At 58.8% G+C, this 22,566-nt stretch carries 21 protein-coding genes; 12 read left to right on the top strand and 9 right to left on the bottom strand.

Features of this window, described 5'->3' with window-relative positions:
• Positions 1–2: 2 nt before the first annotated feature.
• The 3 genes from V476_RS04865 to V476_RS04855 are packed head-to-tail and all read left to right on the top strand — an operon-like array spanning position 3 to position 2,499.
• Complete coding sequence (locus V476_RS04865; RefSeq protein WP_003405362.1) at positions 3–302, top strand: hypothetical protein; 300 nt, start codon at positions 3–5, stop codon at positions 300–302.
• Positions 299–1,306, top strand: a complete 1,008-nt coding sequence (locus V476_RS04860) for a CobW family GTP-binding protein (RefSeq protein WP_024960424.1) — start codon at positions 299–301, stop codon at positions 1,304–1,306. The genes V476_RS04865 and V476_RS04860 overlap by 4 nt, the downstream gene beginning before the upstream one ends.
• The gene (locus V476_RS04855) at positions 1,303–2,499 is read left to right on the top strand and encodes an ABC transporter substrate-binding protein (protein WP_024683868.1); all 1,197 of its coding nucleotides are present in this window, start codon (positions 1,303–1,305) and stop codon (positions 2,497–2,499) included. The genes V476_RS04860 and V476_RS04855 overlap by 4 nt, the downstream gene beginning before the upstream one ends.
• 210 nt (positions 2,500–2,709) lie before the next feature.
• On the opposite strand, the gene V476_RS04850 is transcribed toward V476_RS04855, so the two are convergent.
• Positions 2,710–5,133 (bottom strand): glucose/quinate/shikimate family membrane-bound PQQ-dependent dehydrogenase, encoded by a 2,424-nt coding sequence (locus V476_RS04850; RefSeq protein WP_024649167.1) that lies wholly within the window; start codon positions 5,131–5,133, stop codon positions 2,710–2,712.
• A gap of 441 nt (positions 5,134–5,574) precedes the next feature.
• Between V476_RS04850 and V476_RS04845 the strand changes: the two genes are divergently transcribed.
• Together V476_RS04845 and V476_RS04840 are read left to right on the top strand one after the other, a co-directional pair.
• A complete protein-coding gene (locus V476_RS04845) occupies positions 5,575–5,802 on the top strand; it encodes a VF530 family protein (RefSeq protein ID WP_024960423.1) in 228 nt (75 codons plus the stop codon).
• Between the two features lie 53 nt (positions 5,803–5,855).
• Entirely contained in the window at positions 5,856–6,515 is a 660-nt protein-coding gene (locus V476_RS04840; protein ID WP_024960422.1) for a Pr6Pr family membrane protein, read from the top strand.
• A gap of 15 nt (positions 6,516–6,530) precedes the next feature.
• Here the strand turns inward: V476_RS04840 and V476_RS04835 are convergent, their stop codons facing one another.
• The 4 genes from V476_RS04835 to V476_RS26665 form a co-directional block, all read right to left on the bottom strand.
• Positions 6,531–7,298: a siderophore-interacting protein gene (locus tag V476_RS04835; protein WP_024960421.1), complete on the bottom strand. Its 768-nt coding sequence runs from the start codon at positions 7,296–7,298 to the stop codon at positions 6,531–6,533.
• Positions 7,295–7,885 carry a PadR family transcriptional regulator gene (locus tag V476_RS04830; RefSeq protein WP_024960420.1) on the bottom strand — a complete coding sequence of 197 codons (591 nt, stop codon included), beginning with the start codon at positions 7,883–7,885 and terminating at the stop codon, positions 7,295–7,297. Before V476_RS04830 ends, V476_RS04835 begins: the two co-directional genes overlap by 4 nt.
• An 87-nt stretch (positions 7,886–7,972) precedes the next feature.
• Complete coding sequence (locus V476_RS04825; RefSeq protein ID WP_024960419.1) at positions 7,973–11,092, bottom strand: transglycosylase domain-containing protein; 3,120 nt, start codon at positions 11,090–11,092, stop codon at positions 7,973–7,975.
• A 172-nt stretch (positions 11,093–11,264) separates the two neighbouring features.
• On the bottom strand, positions 11,265–11,978 hold the full coding sequence (locus tag V476_RS26665) for a hypothetical protein (protein ID WP_080115827.1): 714 nt from the start codon (positions 11,976–11,978) through the stop codon (positions 11,265–11,267).
• 403 nt (positions 11,979–12,381) lie between these two features.
• On the opposite strand from V476_RS26665, the gene V476_RS04815 reads away from it, so the two are divergent.
• Positions 12,382–13,131 carry a hypothetical protein gene (locus V476_RS04815; RefSeq protein WP_024682614.1) on the top strand — a complete coding sequence of 250 codons (750 nt, stop codon included), beginning with the start codon at positions 12,382–12,384 and terminating at the stop codon, positions 13,129–13,131.
• A 46-nt stretch (positions 13,132–13,177) separates the two neighbouring features.
• On the opposite strand, the gene V476_RS04810 is transcribed toward V476_RS04815, so the two are convergent.
• Together V476_RS04810 and V476_RS04805 are read right to left on the bottom strand one after the other, a co-directional pair.
• Positions 13,178–13,798: a hypothetical protein gene (locus V476_RS04810; RefSeq protein ID WP_050428340.1), complete on the bottom strand. Its 621-nt coding sequence runs from the start codon at positions 13,796–13,798 to the stop codon at positions 13,178–13,180.
• 155 nt (positions 13,799–13,953) lie between these two features.
• A complete protein-coding gene (locus tag V476_RS04805) occupies positions 13,954–15,084 on the bottom strand; it encodes an OpgC domain-containing protein (protein WP_017279641.1) in 1,131 nt (376 codons plus the stop codon).
• Between the two features lie 294 nt (positions 15,085–15,378).
• Here V476_RS04805 and V476_RS04800 point away from each other — a divergent pair, with 294 nt between their 5' ends.
• The 3 genes from V476_RS04800 (at position 15,379) to V476_RS04790 (ending at position 17,309) form a co-directional block, all read left to right on the top strand.
• A complete protein-coding gene (locus V476_RS04800; RefSeq protein WP_003383662.1) occupies positions 15,379–15,660 on the top strand; it encodes a type B 50S ribosomal protein L31 in 282 nt (93 codons plus the stop codon).
• A gap of 150 nt (positions 15,661–15,810) precedes the next feature.
• Positions 15,811–16,902, top strand: a complete 1,092-nt coding sequence (gene ddlA, locus V476_RS04795; protein ID WP_024960417.1) for a D-alanine--D-alanine ligase — start codon at positions 15,811–15,813, stop codon at positions 16,900–16,902.
• Complete coding sequence (locus tag V476_RS04790) at positions 16,899–17,309, top strand: NUDIX hydrolase (RefSeq protein ID WP_003425349.1); 411 nt, start codon at positions 16,899–16,901, stop codon at positions 17,307–17,309. The genes ddlA and V476_RS04790 overlap by 4 nt, the downstream gene beginning before the upstream one ends.
• A 55-nt stretch (positions 17,310–17,364) precedes the next feature.
• On the opposite strand, the gene metR is transcribed toward V476_RS04790, so the two are convergent.
• Positions 17,365–18,282, bottom strand: a complete 918-nt coding sequence (gene metR / locus V476_RS04785) for a transcriptional regulator MetR (protein WP_003425350.1) — start codon at positions 18,280–18,282, stop codon at positions 17,365–17,367.
• 106 nt (positions 18,283–18,388) lie between these two features.
• On the opposite strand from metR, the gene V476_RS04780 reads away from it, so the two are divergent.
• The 3 genes from V476_RS04780 to V476_RS04770 all read left to right on the top strand — a co-directional run bounded on the left by V476_RS04780 (position 18,389) and on the right by V476_RS04770 (position 21,101).
• Positions 18,389–19,123: a 5-methyltetrahydropteroyltriglutamate--homocysteine methyltransferase gene (locus V476_RS04780; protein ID WP_024960416.1), complete on the top strand. Its 735-nt coding sequence runs from the start codon at positions 18,389–18,391 to the stop codon at positions 19,121–19,123.
• Between the two features lie 123 nt (positions 19,124–19,246).
• Complete coding sequence (locus V476_RS04775) at positions 19,247–20,239, top strand: alpha/beta fold hydrolase (protein WP_004416438.1); 993 nt, start codon at positions 19,247–19,249, stop codon at positions 20,237–20,239.
• A gap of 214 nt (positions 20,240–20,453) precedes the next feature.
• The gene (locus tag V476_RS04770) at positions 20,454–21,101 is read left to right on the top strand and encodes a DsbA family oxidoreductase (RefSeq protein WP_004404250.1); all 648 of its coding nucleotides are present in this window, start codon (positions 20,454–20,456) and stop codon (positions 21,099–21,101) included.
• Between the two features lie 136 nt (positions 21,102–21,237).
• On the opposite strand, the gene aauR is transcribed toward V476_RS04770, so the two are convergent.
• On the bottom strand, positions 21,238–22,566 hold the full coding sequence (gene aauR, locus V476_RS04765; protein ID WP_003428833.1) for a two-component response regulator AauR: 1,329 nt from the start codon (positions 22,564–22,566) through the stop codon (positions 21,238–21,240).

Genomic DNA, 22,566 nt, shown 5'->3' with positions numbered 1-22,566 from the left:
TGATGTGTGGATTGTGCGGGCTGTTGGGTGAAGACGTGCACTGGAGCGATCCGCTGGCTGCAGAACTGCCCCGGCGGCGTGAGCGCTTGCGGCGTATTGCTGCAATCAATAAGGTGGTCGCGCCGTTTCGTCTGAAGGTCGAAGATTTTCAAGGCGTTTCCTACCTCCTGCTCGGAGCCACCGGCAAGCAGGAGCTGGCGACCGGGCTGGAGCAGCTCTGGCAGAAAGCCGAGTTGCTGATCGGCCGGCCGCTGGACCCGCTTGATTCAGGTCTGCTCGATCATCTGCAGAGGTCATCATGAGCATTGCCCTGAACGTGATTACCGGCTTCCTCGGCAGCGGCAAGACCACGCTGCTCAAACGCCTGCTGGCCGATGAAAACATGGGCGACACCGCGCTGCTGATCAACGAATTCGGCGACGTGGGTATCGATCATCTGCTGGTTGAAGAGGTCGCACCGGATACCGTGCTGCTGCCCAGCGGTTGTGTCTGCTGCACCGTCCGCGGTGAGTTGAAAGACGCGCTGCTCGGTCTTCTGGAGCGGCGTAATCGAGGTGAAATTCCTGCGTTTCGGCGGGTGATTCTGGAGACCACCGGCCTGGCCGATCCGGCACCGATTCTCACCACGCTGAGCAATGACCCGCAACTTCGTGGGCGTTTTCATATCGGTCTGATCGTCACGCTGGTGGATGCCTGTCACGCGACGCTGCAGGAGCGTCTGCATCCGGAGTGGCTGGCGCAGGTCGCGGCGGCGGACCGGCTGCTGTTGAGCAAGACCGATCTGGTCGACGAGTCGGTGCTGGATGGCCTGCGCGAGCATCTGCAAGCGCTGAATTTTTCTGCGCCACTGCTGGATACGGCGGATGTCCACAGCGGCGATCAGTTGCTGCTGGGCGAGGGTATGCGCAGCGAAGAACCGGCCGCTGAAGTGACCCGCTGGCAACTGCATCGTGTGCTGTCGACTTCCGCGCGGCATGGTGATGCGCAGGTCTGTTGCCTGACGTTCGAGCGGCCTCTGGACTGGGTCGGCTTCGGGGTGTGGCTGTCGATGCTGTTAAGATGCCACGGCGAACGAATCCTCCGCGTCAAAGGGCTGCTCAACGTGAACGACAATCAGGCTCCCATCGTGATTCATGGTGTGCAGCATTGCCTGCATGCGCCGCTGCACCTTGCCGCCTGGCCAGGCGAGGATCGCACCTCGCGGCTGGTGTTCATCCTGCGCGGTCTCGATCCCGATCTGCTGCGTCGTTCGTTCGAAGTCTTCTCCAGCAGTTTCGCGCCTCCGCTCAACGAGTCCGCAGCATGACCATCACCTTGCGCGTACTGGGCACCTCCGTGACCCTGCTGGAGTCTTTGCGTGAGCGGGCCGAGCAGGAACTGGGGATCAAACTGGTCTACCAGATTCATGACGTGCAAACCGCGCAACGTATCGCGGTCATGCAACCAGACAGCTACGACCTCTACGACCAGTGGTTTCATAACGTCGATTTCGTCTGGCCAGCCCGGGCGATTCAACCCATCGACACGCGGCGCATTGCGCTGTGGCACGAAATCAACGACTTGCCCAAGCAGGGCCGGCTGCGGCCTACCGACCAGCCAGGCAGCGGCAGTGTGCCGAGCGAGCGTTTGTTCGTGCAGCACGATGGCAGCCTGGGCAGCGCGGTGACCGAGCGCATCAGCATGCTGCCGCTGACCCATAACGCCGACAGCTTCGCCTATCGCCCCGAGCGCTTGCCGGAGGGCTTGAGCTCTGCGGACGAAAGCTGGGGATGGTTACTCGACCCTGTCTGGGGCGGGCGCATCGCCTTGCAGAGTGACGCGGCCATCGGCGCACTGGATGCCGCGCTGGCGGTGCAGGGGGCAGGGCTGGCGAGCTTCAAGGACATCGGCAACATGAGCATCGAAGAGATCGATCGGCTCGCTGATGTGCTGGTGCGTAAACAGCAGCAAGGGCATTTTGCTGCGTTCTGGTCAGGCGACGAAGAAGCCGCCGAACTGATGCTCAGCCCTGACATCGACATTCAGAGCCTCTGGTCACCGACCCTGGTCAGGCTGCACCGTGCCGGTGTGAAGTATCGCGTCGCGGTGCCCAAAGAGGGCTATCGCGGCTGGTTTGGCGGGCTTTCCCTGTCACGCCACGCCAAGGGGCCGGTGCTGGATGCGGCCTATGCGTACCTGAACTGGTGGCTGTCGGGCTGGCCCGGCGCAGTGATGGCGCGGCAGGGCTATTACATCGGTAATCCGGCACGCAGCCGTGATCACCTCAGCGCTGCCGAATGGGATTACTGGTACGCCGGCCTGCCTGCCCGCGAACAACTGCTCGGCAGCGACGGCTTGCCGCTGATCGACGCCGGGGAAGTCCGTGACGGCGGCGCTTACGAAGAACGCATGGGCCATATTGCCGTGTGGAACTCGGTCATGAACGAGCACAACTACCTGGTCCGCCGCTGGAACGACATCCTGCGCGCCAGTGACAAAAGCAGCGCCAAAGCGCGCTAGTCATTCGCACTGATAGAAGCCCTCAAGAGAGGACGCAGAGCGTCCAGAACGGCGTTCACACGCTGGAGCGTAAGGAACGATAATCGTCTGGCAGCGCTCACAGATCCGCAGCCCTGCCCGGTAACTAGATCAACCGGGATCCGGCTTCAGTGGCGACAAAAAAAAGCGGCTACCTCTCGGTAGCCGCTTTTCATTGACCTCAGCAACGCCTTACTTCGGCAGTTTGAACGCCATCACGTAGTCACCCTGTTTGGTGCCCAGTGAGCCGTGACCGCCCGCAACGACCAGCACGTATTGCTGACCGTCCTTGCCGGTGTAGGTCATCGGGGTGGTTTGCGCACCTGCTGGCAGGCGGGCTTCCCACAACTGCTTGCCGTTACGCACGTCATAAGCACGCAGGTACTGGTCAAGCGTAGCGCTCATGAACGCCAGGCCGCTGGCGGTGGTGAACGTACCACCCAGACTTGGAACACCCATGGTCAGCGGGAGCGGGATCGGCGAGCTGTCGCGTACAGTGCCGTTCTTGTGCATCCAGATGGTTTTTTGCGTGGTCAGGTCGACCGCCGCTACGTAACCCCATGCTGGCGCCTGGCAAGGCAGGCCCATCGGCGACAGCAGTGCTTCCAGGATCACACCATAAGGCGCGCCCTTGTTCGGCTGTACGCCTTCGGTTTCGCTCTTGCGACCCGGGCCGCCTTCAACTTCGGCAGACGGTACCAGCTTCGAACGGAAAGCCATGTAGTTAGGATTGACGAAGGCGATCTGACGCACCGGGTCGACGGAAATACCGCCCCAGTCGAACACACCGAAGTTACCCGGATAAACGATCGAACCTTGCAGCGAAGGTGGCGTGAACGGACCATCGTAGCGCAGCGACTTGAAGTCGATCCGGCACATCATCTGGTCAAACGGCGTCACGCCCCACATGTCGCGCTCCTTGAGCGGCGGCGGCATGAAGTTCAGGTCGGACTTGGGCTGGGTTGGCGAGGTGTGATCGCCAGCGACAGCACCTTGCGGAACCGGTACTTCATTGATCGGCACGATCGGTTTGCCGGTGCTGCGATCCAGCACGTAGATGCTGCCCTGCTTGGTCGATGCCAGCACTGCAGGCTTGACGCCATCGGCTGTTTTCATGTCCAGCAGCGTCGGCTGACCACCGACGTCCATGTCCCACAGGTCATGGTGAGTGAACTGGAAGTCCCAGCGTACACGACCGGTCGCGATGTCCAGTGCAACTAGGCCCGCGCTGTACTTCTCGGACTCTGGCGTACGGTCGCCGCCCCACTGGTCCGGCGTCTGGTTGCCCATCGGCAGGTAGATCAAGCCGAGCTTTTCATCGACGCTGAACATGGACCACATGTTCGGCGAGTTGCGCGTGTAGATCTTGCCTTCGGCAATCGGCGCAGTCTCTTCCGGATTGCCGCTGTCCCAGTTCCACACCAGACGGCCGGTGTGCACGTCATAGGCACGGATCACGCCGGACGGCTCGTCCATGGAGACGTTGTCAGTAACGTGACCACCGATAATCACCAGGTCCTTGGTGACCGCGGGTGGCGACGTGGAGTAGTAGCCGCCCGGAGCGAAGGTGCCCATGTTGGCGGTCAGGTCGACCGAACCCTTGTTGCCGAAGTCTTCGCACATCTTGCCGGTGTCGGCGTTCAGCGCGATCAGACGAGTGTCGGCAGTCGGCAGGAAGATTCTGCGCGGGCAGGCAGCACTGGCAGTGGCAGTACCGTCAGCAGCCGGGACCGTCGGGCTTTGCGCCGGGGCACTGGCGGCGTAGGCAGCGTCGTCATGATAGGTGACGCCACGGCAGGTCATGTGCGCCCAACCCTTGAAGTTGGCAGCGTTCTGAGTGCTGAGCTTCGGGTCGAAGCGCCAGATTTCCTTGCCCGAATCCGGGTCAAGTGCGATCACCTGACTGTGCGGCGTGCACACGTAGAGCATGCCGTTGACCTTGAGCGGGGTGTTCTCGGCAGTGGTTTCACCCGGGTCATTCGGCCCCGGAATGTCACCGGTGCGATAGGTCCAGGCCGGCTCCAGCTTGTTGACGTTTTCCGGCGTGATCTGCGCCAGTGGCGAGTAGCGGTCACCGAAGGCGGTGCGGCCGTAGGACTGCCAGTCGCCGTCAGGCATGGCCGGGGCGGTGTTGGTCGTGCCAGCCGTCTCGCGGTCCAGCTGGCCTTCGATACGGCCCGGGTTGGTGAACTGGCTTGCCAGCGCGGTCAGGCCGGCCAGCACCACAGCGATGCTCAGTGCACCGGTGCCCATGCGTGCCGGACCGTTGCGCAGCAGCGGCTTGCGGAACCATGGCAGCAGCAACACGATACCCAGTGCGAACCACAGCGCCAGGCGTGGCACCAATTGCCACCAATCAAGGCCGACTTCCCACAACGACCACACGGTGCTCGCGAACAGCAGCAGTGCATAAAGGCCCAGCGCAGCCGCACGACCCGTGATCAGCAGCACGCCAGTTACGGCGAAGCCGATACCGGCCAGCAGGTAATACAGCGAGCCATCCAGTTGCAGCAGTCGGGCACCACCGACCAGCAAGGCCAGCCCCATCAACAGGATCACCAGCCCGAGCAGGGTCGGTAACAGGCGATTTCTATTTGAAGCACCGTCAGTGCTCATAATGCGAATCTCCGCGAGAAGTAAGTAATTGACATCTTGTTTTAAGCATCGCCTGCCTTGGCGCCATTCCTTGAAGCTGCTTGTTGAGACGAATCGCCGACGGTGGAATTAAACCGTCAGGCAGAGCGCGGTTGCACGTTTGGTCGTCGCGGTCATTGAGTCGTAGACCATCACCGCCCGAATTCGTGCATAGGCTTTTGTCCGAAGGAACATCTGCAGAAGGGGGAATCTTCAATCCTTAACCCGGCAATGATAGGGCGCTAACAATTTTTCTAAAAGCGAAAAACCTGACATGGATCATTGCGAGGCCGGCAACAGTGCTGCAGGTCGACGGTGTTTTATCAAGGCGTGGGGCTTACAATGGCAGACTTTCGGGAAGTACCTGCTTACTCCAGAGATCCGTTCAGGTTCGTCTCCTCTTCATCCGTTGCAAGGCTCATCATGACAACACCCAACTCCGACCCATTGCACGGCGTCACGCTGGAGCAGATCCTCAGGGCGCTGGTCGAACATTACGAATGGTCCGGCCTTGCCGAGCGCGTCGATATTCGCTGCTTCAAAAGCGATCCGAGCATCAAGTCCAGTCTGACCTTCCTGCGCAAGACCCCTTGGGCGCGGGAAAAGATCGAAGCGCTGTATGTGAAATTGCATCGCAGCAAGGGCTGGTAACAGGCTCGCCAGAATAGCTCGGCATGGAGGCCGGCACTCAAGGATACCGATTGATGCTCAGCGAACATCTACAACCTGCGCAGGGACAGCGCTATTACGCCCTCGTGGCCGCTTGCCTCGGCTGGTCTGGACTGGTGATTCAGCTTTACCTGATCCTGATTGGCCGTTATTCCGATCACGCCAGTCTGCTGGGCGGGCTGGTACGGTTTTCAAGTTTCTTCACTGTACTGACCAACATGCTTGTAGCGGTCGCGCTGAGTTGCGCGCTGACGACACAGCAGTCGGCAGGCCACCGGTTCTTCCGCCATCCAGTCGTGTGTGGCGGCATTGCGGTGAGCATTGCGCTGGTGGGCATCGCCTACAACATCCTGTTGCGCCACTTGTGGCACCCGGAAGGCTGGCAGTGGGTGGCCGATGAACTGCTGCACGACATAATGCCGCTGGCGTTCGTGCTTTATTGGTGGTTGTACGTGCCCAAGGGCACGCTGCGTCTGAGCCATATACCGCTCTGGGCGATCTATCCGCTTGTCTACTTCGCCTATGTCCTGCTGCGTGGCCACATGTTCGGTGATTACCTGTACCCGTTCATCGATGTCGGCACGCTCGGTTTTCCGAAGGCATTCATCAACGCGCTGGGCGTGCTGCTGGGTTTCGTGCTGATCGCATTGGTGCTGCTGGGAGTCGATAAACGGGCGTCTCGTCGTTCGCGGTGAGTCGCCCGGTCCTGCTCATTCTGCAGTGCTGTCCAGCTTCCAGTAACCGGCGGCCTTGACGAAGTCTTCTTCCAGGCCGAACTCGTCGAGCAGCACACGACGTAGCTTGCGTGACAGCGCGGATTCAGTCGCGACCCAGGCGTACAGCTTGCCCTCGGGCATCTCCAGGCGACGCGTGACGTCCAGCAGATTCTGTTCGCCGCGTACGATCCAGATCAAGTCGACCTGCGCGGCGCTATCGAACACCTGCTGTTCCTGCGGGTTGGCCACTTCGACCACCACCAGCGCAGCACGGTTGGCGGGCAGCGATTCGAGGCGTCGGGCGATGGCGGGAATGGCTGTTTCGTCGCCGATCAGCAGGTAGCTGTCGAACATGTCCGGCACCACCATCGAACCCTTCGGCCCTGCGATGTGCAGAAATTGCCCGGGCGCTGCCTGAGCGGCCCAGGTGGCCGCCGGGCCTTCGCCGTGCAGAACGAAATCGATATCCAGTTCCCCGGTTTTTTCGTCGTAGCGACGCGGCGTGTAATCGCGCATCGGCGGTCGCGGCGTGTCCTTGTCGCCGGCAGGGTTGAGGTTTTCCAAGGCTGCCTGTTCTTCTGCCGTTTGCGGGAAGAACAGTTTGACGTGGTCGTCGGTGCCCAGGCTGATGAAACCCGCCAGCTCCGGGCCCTGCAAGGTAATGCGGCGCATCAGGGGCGTCAGTTCCGTGACCCTCACCACCCGCAGCTTGCGTCGCTTGATTTCATGCATGACGCGATGGATTGACTGGGGCGAATTCATACCGACTCCTCTGAGGCAGGTTGAGGCCCATCGACGACAGCCTTGGCCGTGCTATTGAGTAGTTCGCTGACGCGCAGAATCTCTTCCGGACTCCAGCGGCCATGGTGCATCTGCAGCGCGTGGCGCAGATTGTGCACCGCTTCATGGATTTCCGGCGGACGATCATGGCCGCGCAATGAGCGCTTGCTGACATCGATGCGCATGCGCACACCTTCCAGTGCCACGGCCTGATCTTCCAAGGATTGGCGACCCGCATCGGTGACGGTGTAGAGCTTCTTGCCGGCCTGTGCATCGCCGACCACCATTTCGCTTTCTTCAAGGAACGTCAGGGTGGGGTAGATCACGCCGGGGCTGGGGCAGTACGCACCCTCGAACAGACCTTCGATCTTGCGGATCAGGTCGTAACCGTGGGCAGGCTGTTCGGCGATCAACGCCAGCAACAGCAATTTCAGATCGCCAGGGGCGAAAACCCGAGGGCCACGTCCACCGCGTTCGCGGCCTGGGCGTTTTTCAAAACCGTCGCGATCTTTACCTGCTTCACGAAGATGCGGCGGACGGTGGTGGGGTGGGTGTTTATCTTCACGCATGTTTTTGCTCTCTGGTTACAAGTTAGATATAACTTAAGATATATCTTATTGTAATCACAGAGCTGGCAGACGAGCGGTCATTGCCGGTCAGACCCCCTTGGGCGCATCGGCAAGCGGGGCGTTGCACATAGCTTGTCCGTGGTTTTCCAGGTACGGCGTCAGAATCGGCGCCATGCCTTTGAGCACCTGCACCGGCAACGCCGAGGTGAAGCGAAAGCCCTCGGCAGCGCGTCCCGGCACGAACGCCGTCAGCGCGCCGAAGTGGTTGTCGCCGATATAAAACACAAAAGTCGCCGTGCGGTTGATCGCCCTTGAACTGAGAATGCGCCCGCCGGCACCGACGCTTTCGATCCTGTTGTCGCCGGTGCCGGTCTTGCCACCCATCGCCAGCACACTGCCGTCCTGCATCTTGAAAGTGCCTTGCACGCGTTTGGCCGTGCCGCCGTCCACCACTTGCGACAAGGCCTCGCGCATTGCCGCTGCGACTTCCGATGGCAACACACGCTTGCCCAGCTCCGGGTTGATGCTCAGTTGGGTGTCATAAGGCGTATCGGCGGCAAAATGCAGACTGTCGATGCGCACCGCAGGCAGGCGGATCCCATCGTTCTGGATGATGCCGATCAGCTCGGCAAGCGCCGCGGGACGATCTCCCGAACTGCCGATAGCCGTCGCCAGCGAAGGCACCAGGTGGTCGAACGGATAACCCACACGCTGCCAGCGTTGCTCAATGTCCAGAAACGCTTCGACCTCCATCATGGTCCGCACCCGGCTGTCGCGAGCGCCTTTGTGGCGACTCTTGAACAGCCAGCCATAGACTTCCTGACGCTCGAAACGGCTGGCGGCCACTGCGTCCTTGAACTGTGCTTCCGGGTGCTTGAGCAGGTAGCCCACCAGCCACAGTTCCAGCGGATGGACGCGGGCGATGTAGCCTTGATCGGGCAGGTCATAACTGCCCGGACCGTAACTCTGGTACAGATCGGCAAGACGTTTGTCGGTGAGTTTCGCGCTTGCCCTGGGCTCGTCGAGGTGGGCGCGGATGAACGCATTGAAGGTGCCCTGATCAGCGCCCGGCAGCAGATAACGGTGCACCGCAGCGAGGCGAATAGCCGTCGGGTGAATGCCGTCCAGAAAGGTGTCGAGTCGCTCTTGGGTGGTCTTTTCCTTGTAGCGCTTCCAGAAGCGCAGCAGGAATACCGTGCCTTCGCGGTCGGCAAACTGCGCCAGGTATTCCTGACGGCGCGGGTTGTCGTCATCCTTGAGCAGCTCGGCGCTGTTGTTGGGCGCCTGATAGGTGCTGTAGCGCACGACATCGCGCATCAGACGAATGAACGGCAGGTTGATCGACTCACGCAGCGACTGGCGCAGGGTCGGAATCCGCGCGTTGTCCTCGCGCCGGAAATTATTGAAACGGTGCATGCCGCCACCGGTGAAGAACGCTTCTGCGGGGCTGGCCGAATAGGTGCGGTCGAGTGCGGCCGAAAGCATCTTCGCCAGGTCACGGTCCTTGTTGATCAGCAGATAATCCACTGCCCAGCGGGTCAGCCGATCCGGTTCCTCGACAGGGACTTTGCGCAATTGCGCAGGGCTCAAGCCTGCATAGCGCCCATGCAGCTCGGCGATGATCTCCAGATACGTCGTCAGCACGCGCATCTTCGCCGTCGAGCCCAGCTCCAGTTTGCTGCCTTCGTTGATGTCGAAAGGCTGATCGGTGCTGTCGGTCTGGACCCTGACCCGCGAGCCATCCACGCCGCGTTCAAACAGCGTGAAGCTGTAGCGCACCTGCGTTGTGCTGGCCGGGGTCAACAGGCGCTCGCCCATCAAACCGGTCTTTGCCGCAAATTCAGGGTTGGCCAGGTCACGCAGGTACTGGCTGACGCTGCGCTGCAATTCGCCATGCAGAGTGCTGGTGGCGGACAGGTCAAGACGGTCCAGGTCATAAAGCGGGCGGTTGAGCAGATTCGACAGGCGAGTGCGCGCGACACTGATGCCCTTGTTGGTTTCGATGGGCTGCAGGGTCGGTTGCTGCGCCCAGTCGCGGTAGGTGACCTGGGCTGCCAGCGCGGCCTCGGCCAGCGGTCGGTCGATGACGTTGGCCTGGGCCAGCAAGCGAATGTGGCTGTCGGTCAACTCGGCGAGTTCAGAGCGGCCCTTGGCAAGATAGTGCGACGGACGACGTTGGGCGATCACCAGTGAGAGCACTTCACGCAGCGCCAGCGCCTTGTCGGCCAGCGCCTGTTTATTGCCTGGATTCGACGCCAGTATCTCGTTGGTTTTGGCGAAGTCTGCGCCGAACCATACCCTCAGTCCTTCAGCCAGACCATGCACCTCGCCATGCCCCGGCACCGCAGACAGCGGCACGCTGTTCAGGTAGTCACGCACCACTCGCTGGCGCACGGCGAGTGTCTCGGTCCCCGGCTGATAGGCGCGAACGCTGGCGGAAATCATCTGCCGCAGCTTTTCCGAACCCGACAGCGTCAGCCCGTCTGGGGAATGACGGTATTTTTCCAGCTGAGTAGCCAGCGTGCTGCCCCCAGCCGACTGGCCGGGGAGGGCAAACATCTTCGCCAGTTGCGACCAGGCGGCTTTGACAAAACGTGGCCAGTCCACCGCAGGGTTGGCCATGGGCTGCTGCGGATCGAGCAGGTCGCGGTTTTCGATAAACAGCAGGCTGTTCACCAGCATCGGCGGAATGGCAGCAAAGGTCGGGTAAAACTGCTGCGGGTACTTGAACTCGTACAGCGGCTCGTTCCGGCAATCGGTGATCGACAGCCCGGCCTGGGTCTTTTCCTCGTAAGGCACGAAAAAACCATGCCGGACGTAACGCAGCAGTTCCGGGGAAAACCGGGTCTGGCGCGTAATCACATAATCGCGCTTGAGCAGGCGCGACAGGAATTCATCCATGGATGAATAGCCCAGGCGTCTGTCGAACGGCCCGTCACCGGGATACACCACGTCATGACTCGGCCCAGGCTGCATTGAATAACCCAGGCTCGCGGCAAAGCGGCTTAATTCCCGCGCCTGAAGCCTGGAGGTTCTGCTCTCCACGGCCACCGCCGCGCCCAATGCAACCCCTGCCAACACCACCACGACCCAGAACACCCGCCATCCGTATCGCTTGCGACGCGGATATTTGGGCGTACGAGGATCATCCTCACGATCAGCGGATAGCGTCTCTTGCTTGCTATCGGAATGCCGAAATGCGCCCATAGTCGATTGTCCGGTCATCCTGTCAAAGCACCTGACCCAAGCTTAGACGCTGGATGGGATTGTGGGAGGGAATTGTCTGGAGGTTTTCGAGGGCGGAAGGCGCGCAGTGGGGACGAGCGTCATGAACTAATCCCACTGCAGCTACACATGAACTGCAGTGGCGCTGGCTTGATCAGACGTGAAGATCAACCAACGGTTTGCGCTCTTCTTCACGCTTCGGCGCATTGCGCTCGATCTGGTAAATGATCGTGTCCATGAAGTTGCCAATGTGATTACGACTGAAGACCTGCCCGTAGTCGATAACCTTGCTGTAATTCTCAAGGTTGAGTGTGTGCTGGTTGCCGAATTTCTCCGTGTAGTGATCGAGTAACGTCATCACAATTTTTGCGTGCGCACGCAGATCCTCCTTCAGTTGTTGACGTTCGTTCAGCTTCTCGGTCAGGTACGCGAACTCTGCCGGGGTGAGCACATCGTCTGGGTCGGTCACCTGGATTTCCTGATTAAAACCCAGCGTGAAGCCGAAGTGCTTATTTGACAGCTCCGTATTAAGGTAAAAAAGCTGCTGCTTGAAATCGTGAAAATTGTCGTACATACGGCATAGGGTCTTATCAAAATCTTTAGTTAAGTCACCCAGGTATGTACTTCGGAGTAGGTTCGATATCTCTTCAGACATACTGTCCAGCATAACCCGTCCTGCCGCCGACGTTTTGTAGTCGGATAGCCAGGGTGTTTCCTCGGTGGTATAGAACTCAGCGTTCGGATCACGCACGTTATCACGCGCCTGAGGAATTTTGATTGGCGGAGCAGCAGGTGAGGTGAGGGAACTCGAGCCCGAGAGAGTGCGCTGTTGATTTTGTGATGCAGAAGCTAAAGGGTTGATATGCATGCTAAGCGCTCTTTGGTGTCAATGATAGCTATCTAGCGGCAGACCTTCGCAAAACTTTGCCTGATAAGTGTGTAGGATCTTTCCTAGGCTGTAGTGGTGGTTATTTTTTGTAGGAAGTTTCCTTGATTTTAATGTGAGGGTTGACTCGGCGCTTAACTTTCTATTGCGTCAATTTTGTCAGTGGCAACCTGCCTCTGCATAATCTGCGAGATTACCTATGAATACTTATGGAAGAAAATGTGTTGGTTTTTGCTTGTTGTCTATTTTCGTGATAATGGCATCGGCTTCCGGCGCTCATGCCAATACAGGTGCCGAGGACCCGGTCGGTGTATCAAGTCATGAAACCAACGAAGCCGTTGCGGCTGACGCTGTGCAAGAAATTTCCGAGCCAAGATTTACCGTCATGCTGGATAAACTACATTCGGTGGTCGATGTGTTGACAGATAAACACCCCGTTCACTACTACGGCTTTGTCTCGCATCGTGGGCAAGATGTATTGCTCTATACCCCTGTCGGTGATCCGGTCACTAACGAGTGGAAGACCGAGTATTACGAAAATGGTGAGTGGGTTGCTCAGACACTTGAGACCAAGGTTTTTAAAGATCTGACTCCTGGGGCTGAGGTGATCATCAGGGTCACACCAAGAAACTCGCTGGTAGGTGGCAGGCTTCCATACACTGTCAGATTGGGTTCCTATCCTGTTCTAAAAAACTATGAACTGCTCGACGAACCGGGAGTGATAAGGATTCCAAGTGGATATACTAACCCTGGCTGGTTGGCAACGCAGATTTATAAAGAAGCTCTGCTTGAGGTGAGGTTCAGCGATACTAAAGGTACGCCGTTGGAAGGCGGTATGGCTATTTTGGATCTGAGCTTTGGTGAAAAAGAAGCCTCGACCAGGCATATTCTGGTTAGCGGTGCTGATGGGTTCGCCTCTGAGCGCATTGAGTTCGGACGTTGCTATGGAGGTGCGGAGGCCCAAGATTTTGTTCATGCGCAAAGGGGGTTCAATACTTGGAGAAGTAACTATAGAGTGGCTCGCTACTTCATAAGTAATTTCTCTCTAGGGCCCATCACGGCAATGCCTCATATTTTTTACATGGGACACATCTGCACACAAACCGTTCTGCGAACTGTTGCTCCTCGCGGTTAACGTCTAACTCAGCCTGGCGAATCATTTGTCTCGCCAGGCTGATGTTTCATACCGACAACGAAATATATGAAAAATCTCGTTTCTCAGCATTGCTCTGGACTTGCTGTATCCATTCGTCCTGCATTTTTTGTACGCTGGTGTTCATGATTTTGCCATAGTCGATCACGTCCTGAAAATTGCTGATATTCAGTTTATATCGGCCGCCAAATGTTTCATGGTCATGGTCTACCAGGGTCATGATGGTCTTTGCGTGATGTTGGAGTTGTTCTTTGAATTCTCTGAAACCGTTGAGGGCGTGGGTAAGAACTGATGTGTCGTTTTCAGTCAGGCTGTTATCGTAGTCAATTATCTTGATGGATGCACTTTCGGCCAGTGTGAAGCCGAAGTTTTTACGTGCAATGTCGGGGTGGGTTTCTTGCAGTTGTTTTCGAAAGCTATCATAGGTCACATTTACCAGCGCAAGTTCCAGTACGTCGAGTCTCTTTTTGTGAGCTACGTAGTCAAGCCTGTTTGTGATGTGTTCGTTGATCGGTTCCAACAACCACGGCTCTTTCTGATATTCGTAAAATACATTTTTTTCTGTCGTTTTGACTTCAGATGCAATGGCCTCTTGAAGGCTGACGTCTTCTGTCGGTTCAACATGTTTAGCACCGTTTACCAACCCCATCTGTTGCGGGATGTTTACCGGATTTGAAACTCCATTAATGTTCAAAGCGTTGCCCTCTCTTTGGCCTCATACCGGATAGCGGCCAGTTCCTGAAAAACTTGGCCTGACAAACCAGTAGGAAATCTCCGAGAGGGCATGCAAACGTGACGCTGTTCTCAAGTTGGCAATAGGTGCGGCGATGTCCCCAGGCGTTTATTCAACTCCAACCCGTTCGCCATCAGCATCATCAGCCCCAACCCGACAATCGCCGTGGTCACTTGCATGGGCCATGTATCGCCTGCCAGTGCATTGGCCATGTCTGCCAGTGGCGCGAGCAGGACGCCCAGGCAGAAGACTTCCAGTGAATAACGCCCCATGCGGGAGGTCTGGCGCGCAGGCCAGTTTTCCAGCCAGGTGCTTGAGGTTGGCAGCAGTCGGGCGACGACGTAGACCAGGGCAAGAAAGTGCAGTAGCCGGACGGGCGCAAGGTCGGTCTTGCTGATCGGGTAAAGGCTTTCAAGGTGCAGGCTGGAGACCAGCGCAGCGTGCAGACCGGGCCATTTTTCGCTGAAGGTCAGTATGCCTGCGACCATCACGTAGACGGCGGCGACCATGAACAAGGGTTGTTGGCGCAACGGAGGGCGCGCAGCTGTTGTGGCTGTTTCGCTGCGCAACGCGCACGCACCGCCGAGCACGAACAGCAACTGCCAGGCGACCGGGTTGAAGTACCAGACACCGCCGCCTTCGTAGGCGCGCAGGTTCCAGCCGAATAGCGGCACCATCAGGTACAGGGCAATCGACAGGCCGACGGCCACTTCGAGTTTGCGCAGCATCAATGGCAAGGTCAGCGGCAAGGTCAGCAACAGCACGATATACAACGGCAACGGGTCGGTCAGGTTCGGCTTGAAGCGCAGCAGCAGTTCATCGGCCAATGCCTGTTGCGGGTTGCCGACGAAGTATTCAAGGCCCATCTGCTGGACCATGTCGCGCGTCTCGACGTGATTGTTGGCGACGAAGACGATGCCCATCAGCAGGGTCAGCAGAAAGATATGCACCACATACAGCACCCAGGTCCGGCGCAGGATACGCACGCCAGCCACCAGCATGCCGTCACGTCGGGCGATGCGCCCGTAGGCCAGTATGGATGCGTAACCGGCGAGGAAAACGAAGATTTCCGCTGCGTCGCTGAAGCCGAAGTTGCGTACGGTCAGTTGCGCTAGGGGATTGTCCGGCACGTGATCCCAGAATATGAAGATCAGCGCCAGGCCGCGAAAGAAGTCGATTCGATGATCGCGTCCGTTATTCATAACGGTGGACTCTTGAAAGTGCTAATGAGTAAAGATAGGCCACAGAGGCTCAGGTTCCAGGCCAGCGACCAGTGACGTTCGGCGGCGCGGCAGGGTGCCGCTAATCGAGGGCAATTGCAAAGCCGCGCTATTACAGAATGTCTCTGGCCCACGTGGCTCGGCGGCTTCACGCCGACATCGGCGCCGTGTGAGTGTTCGATCAACCTCACCAATGATGGCAATCAATAGCAATCATTCTCATCTTCGGTTATGTTACTGTATAACTATTCCACTCAACTCACCGGAGAGATCACGATGAAACCCGATATCCATCCTCAATACCGCACCGTGCTGTTCCACGACACTGCTGCCGATGCTTACTTTCTGATCGGCTCCACCGTAGACACAGACCGCACGCAACAGCACACCGACGGCACTACCTATCCTTATGTTGCGCTCGATGTTTCCAGTGCCTCGCACCCGATGTACACCGGGCAGCAGCGCAAAACCACCACCGAAGGCCGGATCGCGGGTTTCAACAAGCGTTTCGCCGCCTTTGGCTCGGCTGGCAAGAAAGAAACCGCAGCCGCTCAATGAGCGGTCTGACCTCCCGGTCGTGGGCATTTCGCATGGATTGCCCACGACCGGGTTTTTTTGTCTGAATTTCAGGCCTGCGGCTAATCATCTACTGGACTAACAGCCGACATTGCTTTTATCTTCGCGGCCTGAAAAACAGGAGTAACCGCTTTGAAAAAGTCAGTCGCCATCGTTTTCGGTGGGCAATCCAGCGAGCATGAGGTTTCGTTGCAGTCGGCACGCAACGTGATCAATGCGATTGATCGTGAGCGCTATGCGCTGACCCTGATTGGCGTCGACAAGCTGGGCCGCTGGCTGCATTTCGACGAGGCCGATTACCTGCTCAATGCCACTGATCCCGCACGGATCAAACTGAGTGCATCAGGCAAGCCGTTGTCCTTGCTGCCGGGCAGCATCGGCGGGCAGTTTGTCGAAGTCGAGTCAGGCCAGCCACTGGCAGCCATCGATGTGGTATTCCCGCTGACCCACGGCGCGTTTGGCGAAGACGGTGCATTGCAGGGCGTGCTGCGCATGCTGGCCGTGCCCTTTGTCGGCGCCGATGTGCTGTCCTCTGCAGTTTGCATGGACAAGGACGTGACCAAGCGCCTGCTGCGCGATGCGGGCATTGCCGTCGCGCCGTTCAGGGTCCTGTCGCGTGGAGAGAGTCTTTCTTTCACGGAGGCTGCCGACCAATTGGGGCTGCCGATGTTCATCAAGCCGGCCAACCAGGGTTCATCGGTGGGCGTGAGCAAGGTGTCTGACGAGGCTGGTTTCGCGGCGGCACTGGCGCTGGGTTTCGAGTTCGATCACAAGCTGCTGATCGAGCAGGGCATCGTCGGCCGGGAAGTGGAGTGCGCCGTACTGGGTAACGTCGATGTGCAGGTCAGTGTCTGCGGCGAAGTGATTGCCAACGATGAATTCTATGCCTACGACACCAAGTACCTGAATGGCGATCAGGCACGCATCGCCATCCCCGCCGAGCTGCCGGCCGATCTGAGCGATCAGGTGCGTGAGGTCGCGTTGCAAGCGTACAAGGTGCTGGGCTGTGCAGGGCTCTCGCGGGTCGATTTCTTCGTCACCGAAGGGCGCGACATCATCATCAACGAAGTCAACACACTGCCGGGTTTCACCTCGATCAGCATGTACCCCAAGCTCTGGCAGGCCAGCGGTCTGTCGTATGCCGAACTGATCCATCGCCTGATCGTTCTGGCGCTGGAGCGGGCTGATCAGGCGCGGCTGCTGAAAACGGAGATCTTCGCATGAAGATCATCCGCATCGCGGCGGCGCTGCTGATCGGCGCGGACGGCCGGACTCTGCTGGTGCGCAAGCGCGGTACTCAGGCCTTCATGCAGCCGGGCGGCAAGATCGAGCCCGGTGAACCGGCACCGCAGGCGCTGGCCAGAGAACTCGAAGAAGAGCTCGGGCTGATCGTCGATCCGGCGCAGGCGGTATTTCTCGGTGAGTTCACGGCACCCGCCGCCAACGAGCCCGGTTTCGAAGTCAACTGCCAGTTGTATGAGGTCAGGACCGACGCTCAGGCAGTGCCTGCCGCCGAGATTGAAGAAGTGCTGTGGGTTGACGCGGACAGTCATGCGGGTTTGCAGCTGGCGCCGTTGACCCGCGATCTGATTCTGCCGCTGTATCTCAAGCGGCAGGCAGCACGTAGCTGAATGGCGCAGTCGTCCTGCATCGCGGTGCAGGACGGCACTGTCAACAAACCCTATGTCAGCGAACCACACTTACCCCGTCGAGCGTCGAAAACGAGGTGTCCTTGGCGGTCAGCAGGAAATCGCGCATGTACGGTGCGTCAAGCATGTCGGCGCGGATACCGGCGTAGAGCGTCGCGAACAGTCCTTTCTCGCCAAGCCGCTTGGCCTTCACATAGCCGCGTGAGCTGTATTCATGCAGCGCCCAGTGCGGCATACCGCAGACCCCGCGCCCGCTGGCGACCAGTTGCATCATCATCACCGTCAGTTCCGATGTTCGTACCTGTGCCGGTTCGATGTCGGCGGGTTCCAGAAAGCGCGTGAAGATGTCCAGCCGGTCGCGTTCCACCGGGTAAGTGATCAGCGTTTCAGCCAGCAAGTCTTCCGGAACGACATACGGCCTGGTTGCCAGCGCATGTTGGTTGGCCACTGCCAGCATCGCTTCATAGGTAAACAGCGGCACATAGGTGATGCCGGGCAATTCCAGCGGATCTGAGGTCACCACCAGGTCCAGATCGCCGCGCGCCAGGGCTGGCAAGGGCGCGAACGAGAAGCCGGAAGACAAGTCGAGTTCGACCTCGGGCCAGGCATCGCGGAACTGGTCGATCGTCGGCATCAGCCACTGAAAACAGCTGTGGCACTCAATTGCCATGTGCAGCCGTCCCGCCGTGCCACCCGCCAGTCGGGCGATGTCGCGCTCGGCACTGCGCAGTTGCGGCAGCATGGAGTCGGCCAGTTGCAGCAGGCGCAAACCTGCGCTGGTAAAGCGCACCGGTTTAGTCTTGCGCACAAACAGCGGCATACCCATGCGCTCTTCCAGCTCCTTGAACTGATGGGACAGTGCCGACTGCGTCAAATGCAGGCGCTCGGCTGCCTCCACAAGGCTGTCGGCCTCGCGCAGGGCATGCAGGGTTTTGAGGTGGCGTATTTCAAGCACGGTCAGTGCTCCATGAGCAGTATTTGTGATCAACACGAAAAAAATGAGTTTGTCTCATGTTGTGTCAGCTGTCGACAATAGTCCCATCTTTTATGGAGGACGCATCGTGGCCCTGACTCAACACCCTGACTATTTTCCCATTGGCGCGGACCGTGAATTGCAGCACGCTCTGCAGGCTTTCTGGAAACAGCATCAGGGGAGTACGACCACGGGTGCCGAACTGCGCACTTGGTTGATGGCGCGTCATCCGCAGCAGGTACCACACCTGAAACGCGACCAGCGTTTTCAGCCCGATTGGGCGCCGCTGCTGGCGAGCGTCGGTGAAGCAGGCGAGCAAGGCCGCAAAACCGCGTTGATCGGTCCTCTGACACTGCTCTGGCTAAGTAACGTTCAGGGTGACGAGGTAGATCGCCTCGACCTGCTGGAGCATCTGCTGCCGGTGTATGGCGAGATTTTCGGGCGGCTGGCAGCGCGCGGTGTCGAGTGGATTCAGATCGACGAACCGATTCTGGCGCTCGACCTGCCGCTGGCATGGAGCAACGCCTTCGAGCGTGCCTATCACATTCTCCAGTATTCGCCGTTGAAGAAGCTTATCGGCCTCTATCACGGTGACCTGCGGCCCAACCTGGGTGTCGCGGCCCTGCTGCCAGTTGCAGGGTTGCATCTGGACAACGTGACCGAACCGGAGCTGCTGGCCCCGGTGTTTGATCGTCTGCCGGTTTACAAGGTTCTGTCCCTGGGCGAGTGCGATACGCATTCGAACTGGCATCAGGAATCGTTGCTCGAAGCGCGCGCCCGTTTTGGGGAAAACCTGATGGTGGCGGATCAGGTCGCTGCCTAACGCAAACCCCGATTAACGACCGCTCAGCGCCATTCATCAAACTGTCACGCAAGTGTGGCAGCGCGCTTGGAAAAACATCATCAGACTCGCGGCCTACTGGGGTTCTGTTTTTTGGTGTTTTTCATGCGGGTTTTAATTTTTCTGGCCGCGCTTCTGTGCGGCTTGCCGTCTTTTGCGGCCGATCGTTGTGATACCGATGTTCCTGTACAGATGGCTGACCTCAAGGACGTGCGGATTGCCTACCAGAGTATTGGTAGCGAGTCCGACCCTGCCTTGTTGTTGGTGATGGGGCTGGGTGGGCAGTTGATTCACTGGCCGGATGAGGTCGTGGTCGCGTTATGTCAGCAGGGTTATCGGGTGATTCGCTACGACAATCGCGATGTGGGTCTGTCGTCGTGGGTGCAACAGCCAGCGGATGCCAATCTGACGTTCGAAGTGCTGCGTTACAAACTTGGACTGCCTGTCTCGGCACCGTATTCTTTGACTGATATGGCCGACGATGCGCTGGGTCTGATGGATGCATTGCAGATTCGTCAGTTCCACGTATTGGGCGCGAGCATGGGCGGCATGATTGCCCAGCATCTGGCTGATCTGGCGCCGTCGCGGGTCGAAAGCCTGACGCTGATCATGACCAGTTCCGGTGCGCAGGGTTTGCCTATGCCCAGTACCGCGCTCATGCAACTGTTGGCGCGTCGCGGCGCGCCCAATCGGGAAGTGGCGATCGAGCAGCAGGCCGATTTGCTTGCGGCGCTGGGCAGCCCGCAGGTCAAGGATGATCGCCAGCAGCTGCTGCATCAGGCGGCTGTTTCCTATGACCGGGCGTTCAATCCTGAGGGCGTGAAACGCCAGATCATGGCGATTCTGGCCGAGCCCAGCCGCGTGGAACTGCTGAACCGCCTGCGTCTGCCGGTACTGGTGGTTCACGGCACGGCCGACCCGCTGTTGCCGGTCATGCACGGTGTGCATGTGGCCGCGCACATTCAGGGCAGCCAGCTGCGCCTGATTCCGGGGCTGGCGCACCGTTTTCAGGAGGCCTTCAAGGCCCCGTTGCTCGGTGCAGTGCTGCCGTACCTGAAAGCCCAGCATGAAGACGGTCGCAACCTGGCTCAGTTGTAAGCCGGCCCGGTTGTCAGGCATGGACAGAGGTGTATCGTGTGACCTTTGCTTCCAAACTGTGTAAAAACTACTACGCTTGGCAATACTGCGTTAAAAACAGGCGGAAAATGCTCATTTAGAACACCTAAACTCCGCTTTTTCGCCTGTTTTTGCCTTGTCTTGTCTTGCCTTCGCTCGTGACGTTTTTACACACTCTGTACCGAAAAGGGCCGACATGACAACTGCACTGAAGATCGACTTCATCTCCGATGTTTCCTGCCCCTGGTGCGTCATTGGTCTGCGCGCGCTGGATCAGGCGCTGGAGGCATTGGGTGATGAGGTGCAAGCGCACATTCACTTTCAGCCTTTCGAGCTGAACCCTAACATGCCTGCCGAAGGGCAGGACATCAAAGAACACATCGCCGAAAAGTACGGCTCCACGCCGGAACAGATCGAAGGTATTCACCAGACCATTCGTGAACGCGGTGCTGAACTCGGCTTCACCTTTGCCAGCGGCGAGCGGCGTATCTACAACACGTTCGATGCCCATCGCCTGCTGCACTGGGCCGAGCAGCAAGGCAAGCAGCATGCGTTGAAGCAGGCGCTGTTCGAGGCGTATTTCAGCGACCTGAAAGACCCGTCCAGTCACCAGACTCTGGCAGATGTGGCGCAGAAGGTCGGCCTGGATCGTCTGCGTGCTCAGGCGATTCTGGATGGCGACGAGTACACCACTGAGGTTCGCGAGGCAGAGCAGCTCTGGACGTCTCGCGGTATCACCTCCGTGCCGACCATGGTCTTCAACGACCAGTACGCCGTCTCGGGCGGTCAGCCGGTCGAGGTATTCGTCAGCGCAATCCGCCAGATTGTCGGTGAATCGAAGTAACGTACTGTCTGTGCGGGATAGCACGCAGAGCATGGGCACGATAGGTGTCTTGCGGACGCCTATCATTCCTCGCGCTCCAGCGTTGTCTGCGTCACAGATCAGCGCTACACCGCACCCTCAAGATCGGGCGCAGTGCTCAAAGCCCATATTTCTTGACCTTGTCAAACAGCGTGGTCTTGGCCATGCCCAGTTCCTGGCTGGCCTGGCTGAGGTTGCCGCCGCTGCGTTGCAAGGCGTCGCCGAGCAATGAGCGCTCGAAGGCTTCGACTGCTTCCGCAAACCCAAGACTCTGGTTTTCACTGACCGTGCCTGACTGCTTGAATGCTGGCAGGCCCAAGGCAAAGCGTTCGGCCACGTTGCGCAGTTCGCGTACATTGCCCGGCCAGTCGTGGCTCATCAGGTTCGAGCTGGTTTGCCGATCCAGCACGGGCGGTTCGCGGTCGAAGCGTAACGACGACAACTGCAGGAAGTGTTCAAACAGCTGCAGAATGTCTTCGCGGCGCTCACGCAAGGGTGGCAGTTCGAGCGTGACGACGTTCAGGCGGTAATACAGGTCGCTGCGGAACTGATTGGTCTTGCCCAAGGCATTCAAGTCGGACTTGGTCGCCGCTATGACCCGGCAATCCACCGCGACGCTCTGGTTGGAACCCAGCCGCTCGAGGGTTCGCTCCTGCAGGACGCGCAACAGCTTGATCTGCAGATTGACCGGCATGCTTTCCACTTCATCGAGAAACAGCGTGCCGTTGTGCGCGTGTTCGATCTTGCCGATGCGCCGCTTGCCCGCGCCGGTAAAGGCGTTGGCTTCGTGGCCGAAGATTTCCGACTCGAAAAGGCTTTCCGCCAGCCCGCCACAGTTGAGCGCCACGAACTGGCTGTCCTTGCGCCGACTGAAATCGTGCAGGCAGCGCGCGACCAGCTCCTTGCCCGTGCCGGTTTCGCCTTCTATCAATACGTTGGCCGAGGTGTCGGCGACGTTGGCAATCAACGCACGCAGGTTTTGCATGGCCGGGGAGCGGCCGATGATCCGGCCTTCCAGCGAATCGCGCTCGGCCAGCTGCTTGCGCAACGCCCACACTTCACGGGCCAGCCCGCGTTGTTCCAGTGCGCGCCGGGTGACGTCTACCAAGCGCTCGGGAGAAAAGGGTTTCTCCATGAAGTCGTAGGCGCCATCGCGCATTGCGTTGACGGCCATGGTGATGTCGCCATGGCCAGTGATCAGCACCACCGGCAGGCTGCTGTCACGTGCCTTGAGACGGCTCAGCAACTCCAGCCCGTCGATGCCCGGTAAGCGAATGTCACTGATGACGATACCGGCGAAGTTGTCACCGATGCGCTTCAAGGCCTCTTCAGCGTTGGAAACGCCCTCGCTGGCGATGTCTTCCAGCGCGAGGGCCTGCTGGCAGCCGAGCAGTACATGCGGATCGTCTTCGACGATCAGGACGGTCAGGTCGCTGTTTATGCTCAT

Source organism: Pseudomonas syringae KCTC 12500, from assembly GCF_000507185.2.
GTDB lineage: Bacteria > Pseudomonadota > Gammaproteobacteria > Pseudomonadales > Pseudomonadaceae > Aquipseudomonas > Aquipseudomonas syringae.
The sequence above is the reverse complement of the archived record's forward strand: the minus strand, read 5'-3'. Positions and strand labels throughout refer to the sequence as shown.

Bases quoted from the DNA above. Each gene is read 5' to 3' on its own strand.
- V476_RS04865 (WP_003405362.1), top strand. From the start codon at position 3: ATGTGTGGATTGTGCGGGCTGTTGGGTGAAGACGTGCACTGGAGCGAT.
- V476_RS04860 (WP_024960424.1), top strand. From the start codon at position 299: ATGAGCATTGCCCTGAACGTGATTACCGGCTTCCTCGGCAGCGGCAAG.
- V476_RS04855 (WP_024683868.1), top strand. From the start codon at position 1,303: ATGACCATCACCTTGCGCGTACTGGGCACCTCCGTGACCCTGCTGGAG.
- V476_RS04850 (WP_024649167.1), bottom strand. From the start codon at position 5,133: ATGAGCACTGACGGTGCTTCAAATAGAAATCGCCTGTTACCGACCCTG.
- V476_RS04845 (WP_024960423.1), top strand. From the start codon at position 5,575: ATGACAACACCCAACTCCGACCCATTGCACGGCGTCACGCTGGAGCAG.
- V476_RS04840 (WP_024960422.1), top strand. From the start codon at position 5,856: ATGCTCAGCGAACATCTACAACCTGCGCAGGGACAGCGCTATTACGCC.
- V476_RS04835 (WP_024960421.1), bottom strand. From the start codon at position 7,298: ATGAATTCGCCCCAGTCAATCCATCGCGTCATGCATGAAATCAAGCGA.
- V476_RS04830 (WP_024960420.1), bottom strand. From the start codon at position 7,885: ATGCGTGAAGATAAACACCCACCCCACCACCGTCCGCCGCATCTTCGT.
- V476_RS04825 (WP_024960419.1), bottom strand. From the start codon at position 11,092: ATGGGCGCATTTCGGCATTCCGATAGCAAGCAAGAGACGCTATCCGCT.
- V476_RS26665 (WP_080115827.1), bottom strand. From the start codon at position 11,978: ATGCATATCAACCCTTTAGCTTCTGCATCACAAAATCAACAGCGCACT.
- V476_RS04815 (WP_024682614.1), top strand. From the start codon at position 12,382: ATGCTGGATAAACTACATTCGGTGGTCGATGTGTTGACAGATAAACAC.
- V476_RS04810 (WP_050428340.1), bottom strand. From the start codon at position 13,798: ATGGGGTTGGTAAACGGTGCTAAACATGTTGAACCGACAGAAGACGTC.
- V476_RS04805 (WP_017279641.1), bottom strand. From the start codon at position 15,084: ATGAATAACGGACGCGATCATCGAATCGACTTCTTTCGCGGCCTGGCG.
- V476_RS04800 (WP_003383662.1), top strand. From the start codon at position 15,379: ATGAAACCCGATATCCATCCTCAATACCGCACCGTGCTGTTCCACGAC.
- V476_RS04790 (WP_003425349.1), top strand. From the start codon at position 16,899: ATGAAGATCATCCGCATCGCGGCGGCGCTGCTGATCGGCGCGGACGGC.
- V476_RS04775 (WP_004416438.1), top strand. From the start codon at position 19,247: ATGCGGGTTTTAATTTTTCTGGCCGCGCTTCTGTGCGGCTTGCCGTCT.
- V476_RS04770 (WP_004404250.1), top strand. From the start codon at position 20,454: ATGACAACTGCACTGAAGATCGACTTCATCTCCGATGTTTCCTGCCCC.
- aauR (WP_003428833.1), bottom strand. From the start codon at position 22,566: ATGAGCATAAACAGCGACCTGACCGTCCTGATCGTCGAAGACGATCCG.